This window comes from Kitasatospora sp. NPDC127035, assembly GCF_042726075.1.
Classification (GTDB): domain Bacteria; phylum Actinomycetota; class Actinomycetes; order Streptomycetales; family Streptomycetaceae; genus Kitasatospora.
The window spans coordinates 16,199-36,479 of record NZ_JBHXDN010000009.1 but is presented as its reverse complement, the minus strand read 5'-3'; the positions used below and the strand labels follow the sequence as shown (position 1 = coordinate 36,479).

Below are 20,281 nucleotides of genomic sequence, written 5' to 3'. Positions count from 1 at the left end.
GGCGGCGCTCATCGGCGGCGCCGCCCGCGCAGTCGGGACTCCAGTCGGTCGATCTGCGCCTGCTTCAGCGAGACCAGGCTGAGGTCGGACGGGGTGACCCCGCCTGCCTCGCCGCCCGCGGTGTGCCGGGCGAGCGCGTCGAGGGCGGCGAACCAGGCGTCGGCGAGCGCCGCGACCTCGGCCTCCGTCAGCAGGGCCTGCGGCCAGCTCCACTCGACGGCCAGCTCGGGTCGGCCGTCGGCGCCGGCGCGGACGACCGCGTCGATCTCCACCGGGTAGCCGGCGGCCATCAGCGGGTCGGGGCCCGCCCCGGCGGCGACGGCGTCCCGCTCGGGCTGCGGGGCGAGCGGCCAGCCGCCGAGCGGTCCGCCGGCGGCGTCGGCGCGCCCCCGGTAGTTGAACAGCACCTGCGAGCGGGGGACGCCGGCGGTGCCCAGCAGCGCCGCGGTCTGCGGGTTGAGGTGGCGCAGCAGGCCGAAGCCGAGGCCCTTGTCGGGCGCGGCCCGCAGCTGCTCCTTGACCTGCTTGAGCACCTGGCCGGCGGCCGGGCCGCCGGTGAGCGCGGCGGCGGGGTCGATCCCGTCGAGGTCCAGCCGGACGGGGTGGACGGTGGTGAACCAGCCGACGGTGCCCGCGAGGTCGGGGGTCAGCCCGTCGTGGCCGCCGCGGCCGTGCCCCTCCAGGTCGACCTGGAGGGCCGGTGCGGTGCCCGGGCGGGCGGTGGCCGCGCCGAGCACCAGACCGGCGAGCAGGACGTCGTCCACGCCGGCGCCGAACGCCTTGGGCACCTCGGTGAGCAGCGGGGCGGTGCGGTCGGCGGGCAGCGTGCGGTGCAGGGTGCGGACCGTGGCGACGGTGTCGCGCCCGGGGTCGGCGGCGAGGTGGGCCAGCGGTCCGGCGGGCCCGGCCAGCGAGGTGCGCCAGTGGGCGGCCTCGGCGACCCGGACGCGCTCCTGGGCGTGCGTCAGCAGGTGCTCGGCCCAGGCGCGCAGCCCGTACGCCTCGGGTTCGAGGGCGGGGCGACCGCCCCCGGCGAGGGCCTGGTAGGCGGTGGCCAGGTTGGGCAGCAGGGTCCGCCAGGAGACGCCGTCCACCGCGAGGTGGTGGACGGTCAGCAGCAGGCGGCCGTCCCGGTCGTCGCCGGCGTCGAACCAGGCGGCGCGCAGCACCCGGCCGGCGGCGGGGTCGAGCGCGGCGGCGCTCGCGTCGGCCTCCCGGGTCAGCAGCGCGGCGAGGTCGCCGTCGCGGGCGTCGATCCGGCGCAGGGTGTCCGGCTCGGTGGTGGCGGGGGCCTGGCCGGCGGGCAGGATCTCCTGGGTCCACAGGCCGTCGGTCCGGTCGAGGCGCAGCCGCAGCGCCGGGTGGTTGGCGGCCAGCGCGGCCAGGGCGGCGCGCAGCGGCTCCTCCCGCAGGCCCGCCGGGACGCTGACCAGCACCGACTGGTTGAAGCGGTCGACGGGGCCGCCTCGCTCGCGCAGCCAGTGCACGACCGGCAGGGCGGGCAGTTCGCCGTCGACGGGGACGGCGGCCGGGGCGGCCGGGGCCCGGCCGGCGGGGCGGGCGACGGCCAGGCCCTTGGCCTCGGCCAGCGCGGCCGGGGTCGGGTACTGGAAGACGTCCTTGGCCGCGAGGTCGTAGCCGGCCTTGCGGGCACGGCTGATCAGCTGGATCGAGACGATGCTGTCCCCGCCGAGGGCAAAGAAGTTCTCGTCCTCGGCGACCTCGGCCAGGCCGAGCACCTCGGCGAAGACCCGGGCCAGGGCGGCGGCCGCGGACGGCCCGGACGCCGCCGGAGCGGCCTGCTCGGTCCGCCGGCCGGGGGCCGGCAGGGCCTTGCGGTCGAGCTTGCCGTTGACGCTCAGCGGCAGCGCGTCCAGCACGGTGACCACCACCGGCACCATGTGCTCGGGCAGCACGGCGGCGACGGCCGCCCGGACGGCGTCCCCGCCCACGCTCGCCCCGGCCTGCGGGACGACGTAGCCGAGCAGCTGACGGGCGCCGCCCTCGGTGAGGGCGCGGGCGGTGACGGCGGCCTGGCCGACACCGGGCACGGCGGCGAGCGCGGACTCGATCTCGCCGAGCTCGATCCGGAAGCCGCGGACCTTGACCTGGTCGTCGGTGCGGCCGAGGTACTCGACCTCGCCGTCGATGCGGCGGCGCACCAGGTCGCCGGTGCGGTACATCCGGGTGCCGGGCGCACCGTGCGGGTCGGCGACGAAGCGGCCGGCGGTCAGGCCGGGGCGGCCGAGGTAGCCGCGGGCCAGCTGGACGCCGGCCAGGTACAGCTCGCCGGGCACGCCCACCGGGACCGGCCGCAGCCGGGCGTCGAGGACGTGCAGGCGGGTGTTCCAGACCGGGCGGCCGATCGGGACGACGCCCGAGCCGGCCCACGCCCGGTGGTAGGTGACGTCGACGGCGGCCTCGGTGGGCCCGTACAGGTTGTGCAGCTCGATCTGCGGCCACAGGGCGAGGAAGCGGTCCACCGCGGCGGCGGGCAGGGCCTCGCCGGAGCAGAAGACCCGCGTCACCCCCGCGAAGCCCTCGCGGACGGCGGCGTCCTGCTCGGCGGCGCCGGTGAAGGCGGAGAGCATCGACGGCACGAAGTGGCAGGCGGTGACCGACTCGCGGGCGGTCAGGGCGGCCAGGTACTCCGGCTCGCGGTGGCCGCCGGGGCGGGCCAGCACCACGCGGGCGCCGCTGACCAGGGGCAGGAAGAACTCCCAGACCGACACGTCGAAGCTGGCCGGGGTCTTCTGGAGGACGCGGTCGGCCGCGCTGATGCCGTAGACCTCGCGCATCCAGTCGAGCCGGTTGACGATCGCCCGGTGGGTGACGACGACGCCCTTCGGCCGGCCGGTGGAGCCGGAGGTGAAGATGACGTACGCGGCGTGGTCGGCGTCCGGGGCGGTGGGCGTCACGGTCCGCTGCGCCCGGGCGTCGACGGTGAGCACCGGCACGCCCGGCACCGCGGGAAGGCCGCCCTCCAGGCCGGCGACGGTGAGCACGCACACCGGGGCGGCGTCCTCGACCATGGCGGTGAGGCGGTCGACCGGGTACTCGGTGTCCAGCGGCAGGTAGGCGGCGCCGGCCTTGAGGACGGCGAGCAGGGCGACCATGAGCTCGGCGGAGCGGGGCACGGCGACGGCGACGATCCGGTCGGGGCCGGCGCCGGCGGCGGTCAGCGCCCCGGCGAGCAGGCCGGCCCGCTCGTCCAGCTGCCGGTAGGTCAGCACGGCGCCCTCGAAGACGACCGCGACGGCGTCCGGGGTGGCGGCGGTGCGCTCGGCGATCCGGTCCACCAGGGTCCCCTCGCGCACCGGGATGGCGGTGGCGTTCCACTCCCCCGCGAGGCCGCGGAGCTCCTGGGCGGCGGTCGGCTCGATCCGGCCGACCGGCCGCTCGGGGGCGGCGAGGGCCTGCTCCATGACCCGCATCAGCCGGGCCCCGAACAGCCGCGCGGTGGCGCGGTCGAAGAGGTCGTCGGCGTGGATGACGGTCAGGTCGGTGCGGCTGCCGTCGGCGGCCTCCACGAAGGTGAAGGCGAGGTCGAAACGGGCCGCGTGAACGGGGTCGGGCAGCAGGGCGGTGGTGGCGCCGAGCAGGCGGTCCAGGCCGTCGGCCTCCCGGCGGTGCTGGACCATCACCTGGAACAGCGGGTGGCGGGCGAGCGAGCGCTCGGGGTTGACGATCTCCACCAGGCGGTCGAACGGCAGGTCCTGGTGGGCGAGCGCGCCGAGCACGGTCTCCCGGGAGCGGGCGACCAGCTCGTCGAAGCTCGGGTCGCCGGAGAGGTCGTGGCGCAGCACCAGGGTGTTGACGAAGAAGCCGACCACGGACTCCAGCACCTCGTCCGTGCGGCCCGCGACCGGGGTGCCGAGCGCGACGTCGGCGGTGCCGGCGAGCTTGCCGAGCAGCAGGGCCGCGGCGGCCTGGGTGACCATGAACGGGGTCGCCCCGGTGCGCTGCGCGTAGCCGCGCAGGGCGGCGTGCAGCTCGTCGGGCAGGCGCAGCCGCACGGCGCCGCCGCGTCCGCCGGCCTCGGCCGGGCGGGCCCGGTCGGTGGGCAGCGTCAGCTCGGCGGGCAGCGCCGCCAGGCGCTCGCTCCAGTAGCGGGTCTGGTCGGCTCCCGGGCCCTCGGCCCCGGCGAGCAGCTCGGCCTGCCAGAGCGCGTGGTCGGCGTACTGGAGCGGCAGCGGCGCGAACGCCGGGGCGGCGCCGGACCGGCGGGCGGCGTAGGCGAGGTCGAGGTCGCGCAGCAGCACGCCCTCGGACCACTCGTCACCGGCGATGTGGTGCAGCGCGATGCTGAGCACGTGCCGCTCTGGGCCGGCGGTCACCAGGGTCGCCCGGACGGGGATCTCGGTGGCCAGGTCGAAGGCGTACGCGCCGGCCGCGGCGACCTCGGTGTCCAGGCGGTGCCCGGAGGCCTCCGCCACGGTGAACGGGACGCCGGCGGTGCCGGGGTCGAGGATCCGCTGGAAGGGCCGGCCGTCGTGGTCGGGGAAGACCGTGCGGAGCGCCTCGTGGCGGGCCAGCACGTCGCCGAACGCGGCGCGCAGCGCGTCCGCGTCGAGCGGGCCGTCGATCCGCAGCGCGCACGGGATGGTGTACGCGGTGCTCGGGCCCTGGAGGTGGTAGAGGAACCAGAGCCGGGCCTGGGCGGCGGACAGCGGGATCCGCTCGGGACGCGGGCGGGCCGCGGGGGCGGTGCGGCCGGTCGCCGCGCCGTCGAGCCGCGCGGCGAGGCCGACGGGGGTGCGGCTCTCGAACAGGTCGCGGACGGCGACCTCGGTGCCGAGCGCGGCCCGCAGCCGGCCGATCACCCGGGTGGCGAGCAGCGAGTGGCCGCCGAGGGCGAAGAAGTCGTCGTCGATGCCGACCGCGGGCAGGCCGAGCACCTCGGCGTAGACGCCGCAGATCACGGCCTCCCGCTCGGTGCGCGGGGCCCGCCCGGCCGGGGCGGCGAAGGCGTCGGCGCCGGGCTCGGGGAGGGCCTGCCGGTCGAGCTTGCCGTTGACGTTCAGCGGCAGCGCGGGCAGCGGGACGATCGCGGCCGGGACCATGTACTCGGGCAGCGCCTCGGCGAGCGCGGTGCGCAGCGCGGCGGGGTCGGCGGCGGCCCCGGGGGCCGCGACGACGTAGCCGACGAGCCGCTTGACGCCGCCTCCGCCGGCGCGGGCCAGGACGGCGGCCCGGGCGATGCCGGGCTGGGCGGCGAGGGCCGCCTCGACCTCGCCGGGCTCGACGCGGAAGCCGCGGATCTTCACCTGGTCGTCGTCGCGGCCCAGGAAGTCCAGGCTGCCATCGGGGCGGTGGCGCACGACGTCCCCGGTGCGGTACATCCGGCCGCCGGGGGCCCCGTACGGGTCGGCGACGAAGCGGCTCGCGGTGAGCGCGGGCCGGTTGCCGTAGCCGCGGGCCAGGCCGGGGCCGGCGATGTACAGCTCGCCGGCGACGCCGGCCGGGACGGGCCGGAGCCGGGCGTCCAGCACGTACACCCGGGTGTTGCCGATCGGGCGGCCGACGAACGGGGTGGGGCTGTCGTCGAGTGCGGCACCGAGCGTGTCGACGGTGTACTCGGTGGGGCCGTAGAAGTTGTGGCCGAGCACGCCCTCGGTCGCGCGGATGCGGGTCCACAGGGCGTCGCCGACGGCCTCCCCGCCGACCAGGAAGAGCAGCGGGCGGTGCCGCTCGGAGTCCAGCAGGCCCCACTCGACGAGCTGCTGACCGAACGACGGGGTGACGTCGAGGGTGTCGATGCGGTCGGCGAGCAGGCGCTGGACCAGGGCCTGCGGGTCGCGGCGCAGGTCCTCGCCGTAGACGTGCAGCTCGTGCCCCTGCACGAGCCAGAGCAGCTGCTCCCAGGAGGAGTCGAAGGAGAACGACGCGGTGTGCGCGGCGCGCAGGCGGCGCCCGCCGGCCCGGTCGACGGCCCGGGCGAAGACGGTGTTGCCGTGGTGCTCCAGCATGTTGGCGAGGCCGCGGTGCGGGACCTGGACGCCCTTGGGGCGGCCGGTGGAGCCGGAGGTGTGGATGACGTACGCCAGGTCGTCGGCGTGCGGGCGGGTCGGTTCGGCGCTCAGCGTGCCGAGTTCGGCGAGGGTGACGACGCCCTTGCCGTGGGCGGCCAGCACCGGGTGGCGGCCGGCGACCTCGGGCGTGCTCAGGGTGAGCAGCGGGTCGGCGTCCTCCAGCATCAGCGCGATCCGCTCGTCCGGGTGGTCGAGGTCGATCGGCAGGTAGGCGGCGCCGGAGGCGAGGACGCCGAGCAGGGCGGCGACCAGGTCGGCCGAGCGGGGCAGCGCCAGCGCCACGACCCGGCCGGGGCCGGCGCCGAGCGCGGCGAGGTGGCGGGCCGTGCGGTCGACGCGGGCGGCGAGTTCGGCGTAGTCGAGCCGCTGGTCGCCGAAGACGACGGCGGTCTCCTCGGGCACGGCGGCGGCGCGGGCCGCGAAGGCGTCGACGACGGTGCCGGCGGGGACGGCGCGCGCGGTGGCGTTCCACTCCTCCAGCACGGTGCGGCGTTCGGCCGGCGAGAGGATCTCCAGCGCGCCGACGGTGGTGTCGGGCGCGGTGGCGATGGTGGCGAGCACCCGCAGCAGGCGCTCGCCGACGGCGGCGGCCTGCTCGGCGGTGAACACGTCGGGGCGGTACTCGACGGTCAGCTGCGGGGCCTCGCCGGGGAGGGTGAGCACGGTGAGCGGGTAGTGGGTGGCGCCCCGGTTGCCGATACCGGCGACCCGCAGGCCGCGGGCGGTGAGGTGGTCGGGGTCGACCGGGTAGTTCTCGAAGACCAGCAGGGTGTCGAAGAGGGTGCCGTGGCCGGCCAGCGCCTGGATGTCGGCGAGGCCGAGGTACTGGTGGTCGAGCAGGCCGGACTGCTGCGCCTGGAGGCGGAGCAGCATCTCCCCGACCGTCTCGTCCTCGTCCGGCCGGAAGCGCACCGGAACGGTGTTGCTGAACAGGCCGACCATCGACTCGACGCCGGGCAGGTCGCCGGGGCGGCCGGAGACGGTGGCGCCGAACACCACGTCGGTGCGGCCGGTGAGGCGGCCGAGGAGGACCGCCCAGGCGCCCTGGACCAGGGTGTTGAGGGTCAGTCCGTGCTCGCGGGCGGTCGTGGTGAGGGCGGCGGACAGCTCGGCGGGGATCGGCAGGTCGATCTCCCGGCCCGCGGCGGAGCCGTCGGCGGCGGCCGGGCCGGCGGCGGGGGTGCCGAGGCTGTCGGCCAGCAGGGTCGGCGCGGCGAGGCCCGCCAGGGCCTGCCGCCAGGCGGCGGTGTCGGCGCCGGTGTCGCGGGCGGCCAGCCAGCCGAGGTGGTCGGCGAACGGGGCTGCGGCGGGCAGCGCGGCGGTGTCGCCGCCGGCGCCGTACGCGGTGACGAGCTCGCGCAGCAGGACGGGCGTGGACCAGCCGTCCATGACGATGTGGTGGCGGGTCAGGACCAGCCGGTGGTGGTCGGTGCCGAGGGCGACGAGGGCGCAGCGCACCAGCGGCGGCCGGGCCAGGTCGAAGCGGCGGGAGGCCTCGGCGTCCTCGATGCGGGCGGTCTCGGCGTCCTGCCGGTCGGCGGGCAGCGCGGTCAGGTCGTGCTCGGTCCAGGGCACCCGGACCCGGCCGGCGACCAGCTGGAGCGGCTCCGGAAGGCCCTCGCCGAGGAAGCCGGCGCGCAGGGCGGTGTGCCGGTTGACGACCTCGTCGACGGCCCGGACCAGAGCGGTGCGGTCCAGCGGGCCGCGCAGGTCGAGCGAGGTGAGCGAGGTGTAGAGGTCGTCGGCGCCCTGCCCGTCCTGGAGGAGGGTGTGGAAGAGCAGGCCCTCCTGGAGCGGGGAGAGCGGCAGGACGTCCTCGGTGCCGGGGTGCTCCGCGGCCAGGCGGTCCAGGACGGCCTGGGTGACCGGGGCGAGCGGCACGTCGGAGGGGGTGAGGCCGCCGGCGTCGGGGCGGGCGGCGTAGCGGGTGAGCGCGTCGAGGTGGGCGAACCAGCTCTCGGCCGTCTCGCGGACGGCGTCCTCGCCGAACACGCCGTGCGGCCAGGTGAGCTGGACGGTCAGCTCGGGGCCGTCGGGGCCGTCGTGGACGAAGGCGCCGATCTCCAGCGCGTGGGCGCAGGGCAGGCCGGGGTCGGCGGAGGCGGTGACGGCGTCCCCGGTCTGCGGGGCGACCGTCCACTCCTCACCGGTGGCGGCGAAGCGGCCCAGGTAGTTGAAGAGCAGCTGGGGCTCGGCGACGTCGGCGAGGGCGGCGGCGGACGGCGGGTCGAGCCGGCGCAGCAGGCCGTAGCCGGCGCCCGCGTCGGGCAGGGCGCGGAGCTGCTCCTTGACGAGCGCGAGGGCGCGGCCGGCGGCGGGCCCGCCCGCGAGCGCGGCCTCGGGGTCGACGCCGGAGAGGTCGAACCGGACGGGGAACTCGCTGGTGAGCCAGCCGACCGTGCGGGTGGTGTCGGCGCCGGGGACGAGGTGGTCCTCGCGGCCGTGGCCCTCCAGGCGCAGCAGCAGGTCGGGGCGGGCGTCGGCGCCGAGGCGGGCGCGGCGGCGGGCGAGCAGCGCGAGGGTCAGGCCGGTGAGGAGGACGTGGTCGACGCCGGCCCGGTGGGTGGCGGGGACGGCGCCGAGCAGCGGCGCGGTGCGCTCGGCGGGCAGGGTCAGCCGCAGTCGCCCGGTGGTGGCGGCGGTGTCGCGGGCCGGGTCGAGCGGGCGGTCGCCCAGCAGCGGTCCGCTGCCGTCGGCCAGGACGGCCTGCCACAGGGGCAGTGCGGCGCGGACCCGGTCGCCGGCGGCGGCCTCGGCGAGGCCGGTGGTCCAGGCGCGCAGCGGGGTGGTGACGGGCTCCGGGGTCCGGCCCTCGTAGGCGGCGCGCAGGTCGGGCAGCAGGATGCGCCAGGAGACGCCGTCGACGGCGAGGTGGTGGACGGCGAGGACGAGCAGGCCCGGGGTGTCGGCCCCGGCGTCGAGGTGGACGGCCTGGAGGACGACGCCCTGCTCGGGGTCGAGGCGGTCGGCGGCGGCCTCCCGCTCGGCCGCGGCGGCGGCGGTCAGCTCCCCGGCGGTCACCTCGACGTGCCGGAGCCGGTCGGCGGCGGGCGCGCTGCCGACGGGCCGGACCTCCTGGGTCCAGCCGCCGTCCGTGGCGACGTGCAGGCGCAGGCGCAGGGCGTCGTGGTGGTCGGTCAGGGTGTCCAGGGCGGCGGCCAGCCGCTGCCGGTCGAGGCCGGCCGGGACGGTGACGACGGTGTGCTGGCCGAAGCGGGCGATCGGGCCGCCGCGCTCGCGCAGCCACTCGCTGATCGGGGTGGTCGGCAGCGGGCCGGTCGCGGCGACGGCGGCGGCGGACGGGCCGGTGGCGGTGCCGGTGGCCTCGGCGACGGCGGCGATGCGGGCGACGGTGCGCCGCTCGAACACCACGCGCGGGGTGATCCGGAAGCCGGCGCGGCGGGCGCGGCTGCCCAGCTGGATGGCGGAGATGCTGTCGCCGCCGAGGGAGAAGAAGTTGTCGTCGACGCCGACCTGGTCGCCGGTCAGTCCGAGGACCTCGGCGACGAGCGAGGCGAGGACGCGCTCGGCGTCGGTGCGCGGGGCGCTGCCGCTCTCGCCGCCGCCGGTGGCGGGCGCGGGCAGGGCCTTGCGGTCGAGCTTGCCGTTGAGGCTCAGCGGCAGGGTGTCGAGGCCGACCAGGACGGCCGGGACCATGTGCTCGGGCAGGGTGCGGGCGAGTTCGGAGCGCAGCGCCTCGGCGTCGGCGGGCGCGGGCACCAGGTAGCCGACGAGCCGGCGGGCGCCGCCCGGGGTCAGCTCACGGGCGGTCACCGCGGCCTGGACGACGCCGGGGAGCGCCTCCAGGGCGGCCTCGATCTCGCCGAGCTCGATCCGGAAGCCGCGGACCTTGACCTGGTCGTCGGTGCGGCCGAGGTACTCGACGGTGCCGTCGGGCGCCCAGCGCACGAGGTCGCCGGTGCGGTACATGCGCTCGCCCGGGCCGCCGTGCGGGTCGGCGACGAAGCGGCCGGCGGTGAGGCCGGGGCGGCCGAGGTAGCCGCGGGCCAGCTGGACGCCGGCCAGGTACAGCTCGCCGGGCACGCCCACCGGCGCGGGTCGCAGCTCGGCGTCCAGCACGTAGAGGCGGGTGTTCCAGACCGGGCGGCCGATCGGGACGACGCCCGCGGCGGGCGCGGTGTGGTGGTGGGTGACGTCGACGGCGGCCTCGGTGGGGCCGTAGAGGTTGTGCAGCGGCACCGCGGGGAGGGTCGCGTACCAGCGGTCGACGACGTCGCCGGGCAGGGCCTCTCCGGAGCAGAAGGCGCGGCGCAGTCCGGCGCAGCGCTCGGCGACCGAGGTCTCCTCCAGGAAGGCGCGCAGCATGGAGGGGACGAAGTGCAGGGTGGTGACGCGCTCCTCGGCGATCAGCGCGGCGAGGTAGGCGGGGTCCTTGTGGCCCTCGGGGCGGGCGAGGACGACGGTGGCGCCCTCGCACAGCGCCCAGAAGAACTCCCAGACGGACACGTCGAAGCTGGCCGGGGTCTTCTGCAGGACGCGGTCGTCGGCGCCGAGGCGGTAGGCGTGCTGCATCCAGGCGAGCCGGTTGACGATGGCGCGGTGGGTGACCACGACGCCCTTGGGGCGGCCGGTCGAGCCGGAGGTGTAGATCAGGTACGCGGCGTGGTCGGGGCCGGGCTCGGGGAGCGCGGGGTGCCCGGCGGCGTCGGCGTCGGCGAGCTCGTCGACCAGCAGGGCGGCGGCGCGGGCGGCCTCGGGGAGCCGCTCCAGCAGTGCGCGGACGGTGACGACGCGCACCGGCGCGGCGTCCTCGACCATGTGGGCCAGCCGGTCGGCCGGGTAGTCGGCGTCCAGCGGCAGGTAGGCGGCGCCGGCCTTGAGGACGCCGAGCAGGGCGACCATCAGCTCGGCGGAGCGGGGCACGGCGACGCCGACCACCCGGTCCGGGCCGGCCCCGGCGGCGCGCAGCGCGCGGGCGAGGGCGGTGGCGCGGGCGTCGAGCTCGGCGTAGGTCAGGGTGCGGCCCTCGGCGACCACGGCGGTGGCGTCGGGGGTGGCGGCGGCGCGCTCGGCGATCCGGCTGACCAGGGTGCCCTCGCGGACCTCGCGGGCGGTGGCGTTCCAGCCGTGCAGGACGGCCTCACGCTCGGCGTCGGCGAGCAGCGGCAGCTCGGCCAGCGGCTGCTCGGGCGAGGTGGCGAGGCGGGTCAGCAGGGCGGCGAACCGGTCGGCGTGGCGGGCGAGTTCGCCCTCGCCGTAGAGCACCGGGTTGGCGTCGAACTCCAGGACCAGGCGGTCGTCCGGGGTCTTGTGGACGGAGAGCGCGAAGTCCTCGACCGGCCCGGAGGCCAGGTTGACGGTGGTACCGGGGCTGCCCGCGAAGTCGAGGTCGAGGTCGAAGGGCTTGATGTTGAGCATCGGCCCGTGCAGGCGCCCGTCGGTGCCGACCAGGCCGAGGTCGCGGCGGATGTCCTCACCGCGGTGGAGCTGGTGGCGGCGCACGGCCTTGAGCTCCTCGGCGGAGCGGCGCAGCAGCGCGGCGAAGGTGTCCGTGCCCGCGACGGGCAGCCGCACGGGGAGGATGTTGACGGCCATGCCGGGCACCCGCAGCGTGCCGGGGGCGGTGCGGGCCATGAAGTGCATGCCGAGGACGGCGTCGGCCGCGCCGGTCATCCGGTGCAGGTAGGCGGCGAAGGCGGCGTTGGCGGCCTCGGCCCAGGTGGTGCGGGACGCACGGGCCGCGGCGAGCACGGTCGCGGACTGCTCGGCGGGCAGCTCGATGCGGTGGCGCAGGGCGGTGGGGGCGGCCGCGGCGGTGGGTTCGGTGAGGCCGACGACGGCCGGCCGGTCGGCGAAGCGCTCGCGCCAGTAGGCGCGGTCGGCCTCGGGCCGGTCGGAGGCGAGGTAGTCGCGCTCGGCGTCGGCCAGCAGGTCTGCGGGCCGGAACGGGCTCTCGGGGACGTCGGCGCCGGTGGCGAGCGCCGTGTAGACCTCGGCGACGCGGCGGCTGAACAGGGCGACGCTGTAGCCGTCGACGACCAGGTGGTGGAACCACTGGAACCAGAGGTGGTCGGCCGGGCCGACGCGTACCAGCAGCGCACCGGTGAGCGGGCCCGCGTCGGGCCCCTCCAGCACGGTGGGGACGGCCAGTTGGTCGTGGACGAGGGCTGCGGCGGCGGCGACCGGGTCGGTGGCGCCGCTGGTGTCGAGGCGGTGCAGGGCCCACGACCCGGCGTCGAACGCGCCGGGGAGCCGGACGGTGCGGCCGTCCTGCTCGGCGAGGCGGATGTGCAGGCCGTCGGCCTCGGTGAGGGTGCGGCGCAGGGCGGCTTCCAGCAGCTGCTCGTCGAGCTCTCCGGCGATGCGCACGTACTGGCCGACGTTGTACGCCGGGTTGTCCGGGTCGATCCGTTGGGCCGCGAGGATGCCCGCCTGGGCGGCTGTCAGCTCCCGCGGAGATTCCTGGTCGGCGTGCGTGGTCGTCGTGCCAGCCTCTGGCATGGGGGTCGGCCCTTCCCGGTTCGCCGCCCCGCCGATCCTGCCAGCCCGGGGCGCTCGTGCGCTTGGTGCGATGTGGTGGTGTCCGTCCGGGTGGCCGCGCGGGGCGGCGGCCACCCGGACGTGGTGGGCTAGAGGCCCTTGAGGATGGTCTCGATCTGGTCGAGGACGTTGATCGAGGTGCCGTACCGGTCGGTGGTGGCGTAGGTGACCGGGATGACCTTGCCGGCCTGGACGGCCTTGAGGTTCTTCCAGGACGGCTGCTTGTCGAGGTCCTTGGTGTCCTGCGGGACCTCGCCGGTGGCGGCCATCTTGGGGACGAGGATGAGGTCGGCGTCGGCGAGGACGTCGAGCTTCTCGACGGAGTAGGTGGTCTCGTGCTCCTTGGTGTCCGAGGACGCCTGGGAGAACTTGGCACCCGCGTCGTTGAGGACGCGGCCGACCCAGGAGGTGCTGGTGTCGACCAGGAACTCGCCGCCGCCGTAGGAGGAGGCGATGGTCCACTTCACGGAGTTGAGCTTGGTCGCGTAGTCCGTCTTGATCTTCGCGGCCTTGGCGTCGTAGTCGGACTTCAGCTTCTTGAACTCCGCCTCCTTGCCGACGGCGGTGGCGATCTTCTCCTGCGCGTTGAGCAGGTCGACCGGGGTGTCGACGCCGAAGTACAGGGTGGGGGCGATGCCTTCGAGCTTCTTGATGCCCCAGTCGAAGGCGCTGGCGCCCTCGACCACGATCAGGTCGGGCTTGAGGGAGGCGACCTTCTCGATGTTGATCTCGATGCCGGAGCCGATCGGCTCGATCTTCTTCGCGGCCTCGGTCTGCGAGGGCAGCAGCTCCATCGGGTTGTTGTCGTCGATGGTGCTGGTGCCGACCGGCTGGACGCCGAGGTCGAGCAGGGCGCCGGTGGCGTAGGAGACGCTGACGATGCGCTTGACGCCGGCCGGGACGGTGATCTTGCCGTTGGTGGCCTCGACCACCACGGGGCCGGACGCGGCGCTGCCGGCCGAGGGCGTGCCCGCGGCGTCCTTGCTGTCGCCGTTGGAGCCGCAGGCCGCGAGGGTGAGCGCGGCGGTGGCGGCGACGGCGGCGATTCTGACGCTGCGGGACGTCAGGGCTCGGGTGTTCATGGTTCTCCTTGAAGTGTTACGAGGTGCGCGGCGGGTTCGGTGTGTCGGGCGAGCCCGCCGGAGTCCAGGGGGCCCGGTGCCTGGGGGCACGGGCGGTTTCGGCGGTTCCGGTCCTGCTGGGTACGGCTCTGGTGTTGCGCGGGCACGGCCCGGGGTGGTGCCCCGGGCGCGGCTCGGGTGCGGCTCAGGCGCGGCTCAGGTAGGCCGACCAGGAGACGACGGTGGGCTCCGCGCCGAGGTCCGCCAGGTCGGCGAACTCGGCCCGGGCGCCGCGGGCGCGCCAGACCTCGACGAGGTGCATCACGCGCATCGAGTCGAGGCCGAGGTCGCGCAGGTCGTCGTCGTCACCGATGTCCTCCGGGCGCTCGCCGAGGATGTCGGCGATGTCCGCCCGGACGGTGTCCGGGTCGAAGCCCGTCGGGCCCGGTGCGGTGCTGGCGCTCATGCTGAAGGTCCGTTCGGTAGCGAGGGTGTGCGGTTCGGTGGGTCCGGCCGGGTGGATCCGGGCCGGTGGCCCGGGATCCGTGGTCAGCCGGCTACGCCGAGGCGGCTGTTCTGGGCCCGCAGCTGGGCGCCGGTCTGGCGCAGCAGGAGCGAGTCGCAGATCTCCCCGGAGCGGATGGCCAGGGTCGAGAGCAGGGCGGAGGTGATCCCGTGGGTGTGCTCGGTGCCGCCCTGGAGGTAGATCCCCACGTCGACGTGGTCCTCGGTCAGCACCCGGTGGTCGCGGTCGACGCGCAGGCGGCCCTGCTCGTCGGTGAGGAGCGTGGGGGCGAGGTCGCCGAGCAGCTCACGGGGGTCCACGTGGGTGTAGCCGGTGGCGAGGACGACCGCGTCGCAGTCGAGGGTCTGCTCCTCGCCGGTGGTCAGCGAGCGGACCTCGGCGCGCACGCCGTCCGTGTGCTGGGCGACACCGGTCAGGCGGTTGGCGTTGAGGACGCGCAGCCGCTCGCGGCCGGCGACCTTCTCCTGGTAGACGATCCGGTAGAGCTGCTCGATCAGATCGCCGTCGACCACGGAGTAGTTGGTGTTCGCGTGGTAGCGGAGCAGGGTCTGCTTGGCCTCCTCGGAGGCCCCGTAGAACTCGTCGACCGCGGCCGGGTCGAAGATCCGGTTGGCGAAGGGGCTGTCGTCGGCCGGGCTGTAGCCGTAGCGGGAGAGGACCGCGCAGATCTCGGCGTCGGGGAACGTGCGGTGGAGGTACTCGACCGCCTCGGCGGCCGACTGGCCGGCGCCGACCACGGCGATCCGGCGGTGGCGCAGTTCCTGGCCGACCAGGGTGGGTGCCTGCAGCAGCAGGTCCCGGGCGTGCCAGACGCGCTCGCCGAGCGTGACGCCGTCGGGGACACGCGGGGTCAGACCCGTGCCGACCGTGATGTTCCGGGCCCGGCGGACCTCCTGGTCGCCACCGGTGACCGCCTCGGAGACGACCTCCACGCTGTCGATCCGGCCGTCGGACTCCACCGGCCGCACGGCGGTGACCTTGCGGCCGTAGGCGGCCTGGTCGGTGAACTCCGCGGCGCACCACTCGAAGTAGTCGTGGAACTCCAGGCGGGTCGGGTAGAAGGACTTCAGGTTGATGAAGTCGACCAGCCGGCCCCGCTCCTGGAGGTAGGACAGGAAGGTGAAGCGGCTTCGCGGGTCACGCAGGGTCACCAGGTCCTTGAGGAAGGAGACCTGCATGGTGGCGCCGTCCAGCAGCATGCCCCGGTGCCATCCGAAACGTTCCTGCTTCTCCAGGAAGCGGACGCCGAGCGACTGCCCGGGGTTGCGACGGTTGTGGTCGTCGATCGCGATCGCCAGGGCCAGGTTGGCCGGGCCGAAGCCTATGCCGACCAGGTCGTCGACGCTGCCACCTCCGTAGTTTGCGCCGTTCTCGCGCGACATGACTCAATCCTTCCGTCTACTACTCGTTCAGGGGCCCGGAGCGGAGCTCCCGGACCTGTCGAACCCCGGCGTGACCACCGAAGACCTAAGGCAAGGCTTGCCTAAGTTCCCTTATCGGAGCCATGGAGTCAAGTTCACCGACCGGACCCGCATCCGGGCTCCGATCAGCGGTTTCTCCGAGTCGGGTGTGCTCATGACCGGATTTTCCGGACAGAGCGTCTGAATCAGGACATTCGAGCCCCGTTCACGGGCTCACCGCAGCGCGGGAGCCGTCTGCACCGCGGCATGCGGGGTGTCGGCCGGGGCCTCAGGCCGGGCCACGATCTCCGTCCCGGGGGAGGAGTCACCGAAGGACCGCAGCAGGGCGTAGGGCACCCGCCCGTCCAGGACCCGCACGACGCCCACCCCCGCCCGCAGCGCGTCGAGACAGGCTTCCATCTTGGGCACCATCCCCCCGGTCAGGCCCGGCAGCAGCTCGGCCAGCTCGGGCGCGGTGAGCCGCGACACCACCTCGGTGTCGGAGGGCCACGAACGGTAGAGGCCGGGGACGTCGGTCAGCATCAGCAGCACGTCCGCACGCAGCGCGCCCGCCACCGCGGCGGCGGCCGTGTCGGCGTTGACGTTGTAGACGTTCCCGTCCTCGCCCCGGGCGACCGAGGAGACCACCGGGATGCGCCCGTCCGCCAGCAGGGTCGACAGCAGCGACGGACTGACGGAGGAGACCTCGCCGACGAGGCCGATGTCGACCCGTTCGCCGTCCACCAGCGCGTAGCGCTTGCGCGCGGTCATGGTGTGCGCGTCCTCGCCGGTCATCCCGACCGCGAACGGCCCGTGGGAGTTGATCAGGCCGACCAGCTCCCGCTGGACCTGACCCGCCAGCACCATCCGGACGGCCTCCATGGCCTCCGGCGTGGTGACCCGCAGGCCGGCCGTGAACGAGGAGGTCAGTCCGAGCCGTTGGAGCTGTGCGCCGATCTGCGGGCCGCCGCCGTGCACGACCACCGGGCGAAGGCCCGCGTAGCGCAGGAGGACGACGTCCCGGGCGAAGGCGGCCTTCCGGGCCTCGTCCACCATCGCGTTGCCGCCGAACTTCACGACGACGGTGGAACCCCGGAAGCGCCTCAGGTCGGACAGGCACTCCTGGAGACCGGGCGGGCGCCGCCCGGCTCCGACTCCGCCGGACCTGCCAGGACTCACACTGCCTCTGCCCACCAGTCCCACGCGTCCTTTGTCTCAACTCGTTCATTCCGGCCGCACCGTGTCCCACCAGCCCGCCCGGTCACGGTCGAGGAAGGTGAGTCCCCCGCCCGGCCCTGGTTAGGCAAGGTTGACCTTACATTGCCCACTCTGCCCCGTCACGACCGCGAGCCCGGCGGGCGGCGAGGTTCCGCCACCCCTCCGGCGCCGCACGGAGCCGGTCCGGCCGACTCCTGACGGGTCGCCAACCCCCGGTCAGCGGCCGCTCGGAGGGGCCGCGGCGGGGCCGGTCCGGGCGCCCGGACCGGGCGCCGAATCCGGCCAATTTAGGATAGGCTCACCTAACTAAAAATCGTGGCGGAGAGCGTTCCGCCCCACCCTCCGAGGAGTGAGTGCACGAGTGAGCCTCGTTCAGCAAGGGGTCCCCGCGGGCGGCCCCGCCGAACCCCTCCGGTCCCGACGGACCGCGCCCCGACTACGCGCCGCAGGGCTGATGGCCGCCCTCCTGCTGCTCCTCGTGATCGTGGTGCTCAGCATCTCGGTGGGTGCACGATCCATCCCCTTTGCCACCGTCCTGCACGGGCTCTTCGCACCCGACGGAACCGAGAACGCCGTCATCGTCCAGGACTACCGGCTCACCCGGACCCTGCTGGGACTCGCGGTGGGCGCGGGCCTCGGCCTGGCCGGCGCCCTCATGCAGGCGCTCACCCGCAACCCGCTCGCCGACCCGGGCCTGCTCGGCATCGAGTCCGGCGCCTCCGCCGCCGTCGTCGCCGGCATCGGCCTCTTCCACGTCACCACCCTGGCCGGCTACGTCTGGTTCGCCCTGGCCGGCGCCGCGCTCACCGCGACCGCCGTCTACACCCTCGGCACCGCGGGCCGCTCGGCCGCCTCCCCGATCCGGCTGGTCCTGGCCGGCACCGCGGTCAACGCCTCGCTCATCGCGGGCATCTCCACCCTCACCTTCCTGGACCGCGACTCCTTCGCCACCCTGCGCACCTGGTCCGTCGGCACCCTCGCCGGGCGCAGCGACGCCGTCCTCCTCCAGGTGACGCCGTTCCTGCTGACCGGCATCGTGCTCGCCCTCGCCCTGGCCGGTCCGCTGAACGCGCTGGCCCTCGGCGACGACATCGGCAGCGCGCTCGGGGCCCGGCCGGCCCGCACCCGGGTGCTCGGCGCGGTGGCGGTCGCCCTGCTCTGCGGCGCGGCGACCGCCGCCGTCGGGCCGATCGGCTTCGTCGGCCTCATCGTGCCGCACGCCGTACGGCTCGTCACCGGGCCGGACCAGCGCTGGCTGCTGGCCTACTGCCTGGTCCTGTCCCCCGCCCTGCTGCTCGGCGCCGACGTGCTCGGGCGGATCCTGGTCCGCCCCGACGAACTGGCCGTCGGCATCGTCACCGCCGCCCTGGGCGCCCCCGTCCTCGTCGCCCTGGTCCGCCGCCGGAAGGTCCCCCAGCTGTGAGCCCCCTCCCGGACAGCCCGTCCGGCACCCTGCTGCCCCCGTCGGCCCCCCGCGCCCTGCCCGCGCCCGCGGTACCGGACCCGGCCCGGCTCGTCCCCGGCCTGCGGATCCGCCTCGGTGCCCTGCAGCTGCGGGTCGCCCGGCGTCCGCTGGTGGCCGGCTGCGGTCTGGCCCTCGCCCTGCTCACCGTGGCCGTCGTCACCCTCGGCACCGGTGACTTCCAGGTCTCCCCCGTCGACGTGGTCAAGGCGCTGGCCGGCCAGGGGACCGCGGCCACCGACTACGTGGTGAACAGCCTGCGGCTGCCCCGGCTCGCGGTCGGCCTCATCGTCGGCGCGGCCCTCGGCCTGAGCGGCGCCGTGTTCCAGAGCCTGGCCCGCAACCCGCTGGGCAGCCCGGACCTGATCGGGTTCGAGACCGGCGCCGCGACCGGGGCGCTCCTGCAGATCCTCGTGTTCGGCGGCGGACCGTTCGCGGTGGCGCTCGGCGCGGTCGGCGGCGGGTTCGCCACCGCCCTGACGGTCTACCTGCTGGCCTACCGGCGCGGCGTGCAGGGCTACCGGCTGATCGTGGTCGGGATCGCGGCGGGGGCGCTGCTGAGTTCGGTCAACGCCTACCTGATGATCGAGGCGTCGATCGACGAGGCGCAGGCCGCGGCGGTCTGGCTCACCGGCTCGCTGAACGGTCGCGGATGGGACCAGTTCGGCCCCGCGGCGCTCGCGATCGGGCTCCTGCTGCCCGCCGTCCTGCTGCTCGGCCGGCACCTGCGGCTGATGGAGGCCGGCGACGACGCGGCGAAGGCGCTCGGCGTGCCGGTGGAACGCTCACGCGCCCTGCTGGTGGTCTCCGCCGTGCTGCTCTCGGCCGTCGCCACCGCCTCGGCCGGGCCGATCTCCTTCGTCGCCCTGGCCGCACCGCAGCTCGCCCGCCGCCTCGGCCGGGCCGCCGGCGTCAGCCTGCTGCCCTCCGCGCTGATGGGGGCGCTGCTGCTCTGCCTCAGCGACCTCGCGGCCCAGCGGGTGGTGGCCCCGATCCAACTGCCGGTCGGCATCATGACGGCGGCGATCGGCGGGCTCTACCTCGTCTGGCTGCTGCTCCACGAGTGGCGGTCCGGACGCCGCTGAGCCGACCGGACCCACCGCACCGCGAAGGCGCGGGCCCGCCCCACCCGGGGGACGGACCCGCGCCTCCGCGGTGACGGGCGGTCAGGAGGCGGCGTCGGCGCCCGGCTCCTCCTCGTCGTCGTCGGCGAGGTGGTGGTCCAGGTTGACGGTGCCGCGCTTCCAGTAGCCGTCGACGTCCGTGTAGTCCCGGTCGAACCCGGCGGCGCGCAGGTGGCGGCGGATCGGCTTCAGCTCGCCGGCCTCGCCGGTGATCCAGACGTAGGGCCGCCCGGGCGGGAACTCCAGGGCGCTGATCGCCCGGTGGAGCAGGTCGCCCTCGCCGTGGGCCAGGCCGTCGCGGTGCACCCAGGTGATCGCGGCGTCGGCCTTGGTCTCCAGGTGGTGCTCCTCACCGGCGTCGTCCACCAGGATGAACACCTTGGCGATCGCTCCCTCCGGCAGGATCTCCAGGTACCGGCTCAGACCGGGCAGGCCGGTCTCGTCGGAGGCCAGCAGGTACCAGTCGAACTCCAGCGGGACCATCACCGAGCCGCGGGGCCCGGCCAGACCGAGCTTCTGGCCGGGGGCGGCCTGCGCGGCCCAGACCGAGGCGACGCCGCTGCCGTGCAGGACGAAGTCGAGATCCAGCTCGCCGGCCACCGGGTCGAAGCGGCGGGTGGTGTAGTCGCGGGAGATCGGGAACGGCGGGACGTCGGGGAAGATCAGGCCCTCGTCGTCGTCGCCGAGCAGGGGGAGCACGGGCTCCAGCTGGCCGGGCGCCGGGAAGAAGGCCTTGACGTGGTCGGCGGGCGCCCGGTCGATGAACCCGGCCAGCTCGGGGCCGCCGAGGGTGACCCGGACCAGTCGGGGGGTGACCCGGGTGACCCGGATCACCTCCAGGGTCCGCAGGGCCAGGTCGTGGTAGACGGTGTCGATCAGGGGGGCGTTGCTGGTCATGGGGGTTGTCCTCTTCTCGGAGCCCGGGGACCGCCGTGCGGTCCCCGGATCATGCGGTCG

General features: G+C 75.6%; 8 protein-coding genes. 2 read left to right on the top strand and 6 right to left on the bottom strand.

Annotated elements, in window-relative coordinates:
* Positions 1-8: 8 nt before the first annotated feature.
* The 5 genes from ACFWIC_RS08045 to argB all read right to left on the bottom strand — a co-directional run bounded on the left by ACFWIC_RS08045 (position 9) and on the right by argB (position 16,699).
* Complete coding sequence (locus ACFWIC_RS08045; protein WP_380516855.1) at positions 9-12,494, bottom strand: amino acid adenylation domain-containing protein; 12,486 nt, start codon at positions 12,492-12,494, stop codon at positions 9-11.
* Between the two features lie 128 nt (positions 12,495-12,622).
* Positions 12,623-13,615 (bottom strand): ABC transporter substrate-binding protein, encoded by a 993-nt coding sequence (locus ACFWIC_RS08040; RefSeq protein ID WP_329948946.1) that lies wholly within the window; start codon positions 13,613-13,615, stop codon positions 12,623-12,625.
* A gap of 184 nt (positions 13,616-13,799) precedes the next feature.
* Positions 13,800-14,060 (bottom strand): phosphopantetheine-binding protein, encoded by a 261-nt coding sequence (locus tag ACFWIC_RS08035; protein WP_380516852.1) that lies wholly within the window; start codon positions 14,058-14,060, stop codon positions 13,800-13,802.
* Between the two features lie 83 nt (positions 14,061-14,143).
* Complete coding sequence (locus ACFWIC_RS08030) at positions 14,144-15,502, bottom strand: lysine N(6)-hydroxylase/L-ornithine N(5)-oxygenase family protein (RefSeq protein ID WP_355402559.1); 1,359 nt, start codon at positions 15,500-15,502, stop codon at positions 14,144-14,146.
* 252 nt (positions 15,503-15,754) lie between these two features.
* A complete protein-coding gene (argB, locus tag ACFWIC_RS08025; protein ID WP_380517054.1) occupies positions 15,755-16,699 on the bottom strand; it encodes an acetylglutamate kinase in 945 nt (314 codons plus the stop codon).
* 493 nt (positions 16,700-17,192) lie between these two features.
* On the opposite strand from argB, the gene ACFWIC_RS08020 reads away from it, so the two are divergent.
* Together ACFWIC_RS08020 and ACFWIC_RS08015 are read left to right on the top strand one after the other, a co-directional pair.
* The gene (locus tag ACFWIC_RS08020) at positions 17,193-18,161 is read left to right on the top strand and encodes a FecCD family ABC transporter permease (RefSeq protein WP_380516848.1); all 969 of its coding nucleotides are present in this window, start codon (positions 17,193-17,195) and stop codon (positions 18,159-18,161) included.
* A complete protein-coding gene (locus ACFWIC_RS08015) occupies positions 18,158-19,285 on the top strand; it encodes a FecCD family ABC transporter permease (protein WP_380516845.1) in 1,128 nt (375 codons plus the stop codon). Before ACFWIC_RS08020 ends, ACFWIC_RS08015 begins: the two co-directional genes overlap by 4 nt.
* 81 nt (positions 19,286-19,366) lie before the next feature.
* On the opposite strand, the gene ACFWIC_RS08010 is transcribed toward ACFWIC_RS08015, so the two are convergent.
* Positions 19,367-20,221, bottom strand: a complete 855-nt coding sequence (locus ACFWIC_RS08010; RefSeq protein WP_355402557.1) for a siderophore-interacting protein — start codon at positions 20,219-20,221, stop codon at positions 19,367-19,369.
* Positions 20,222-20,281 lie beyond the last annotated feature (60 nt).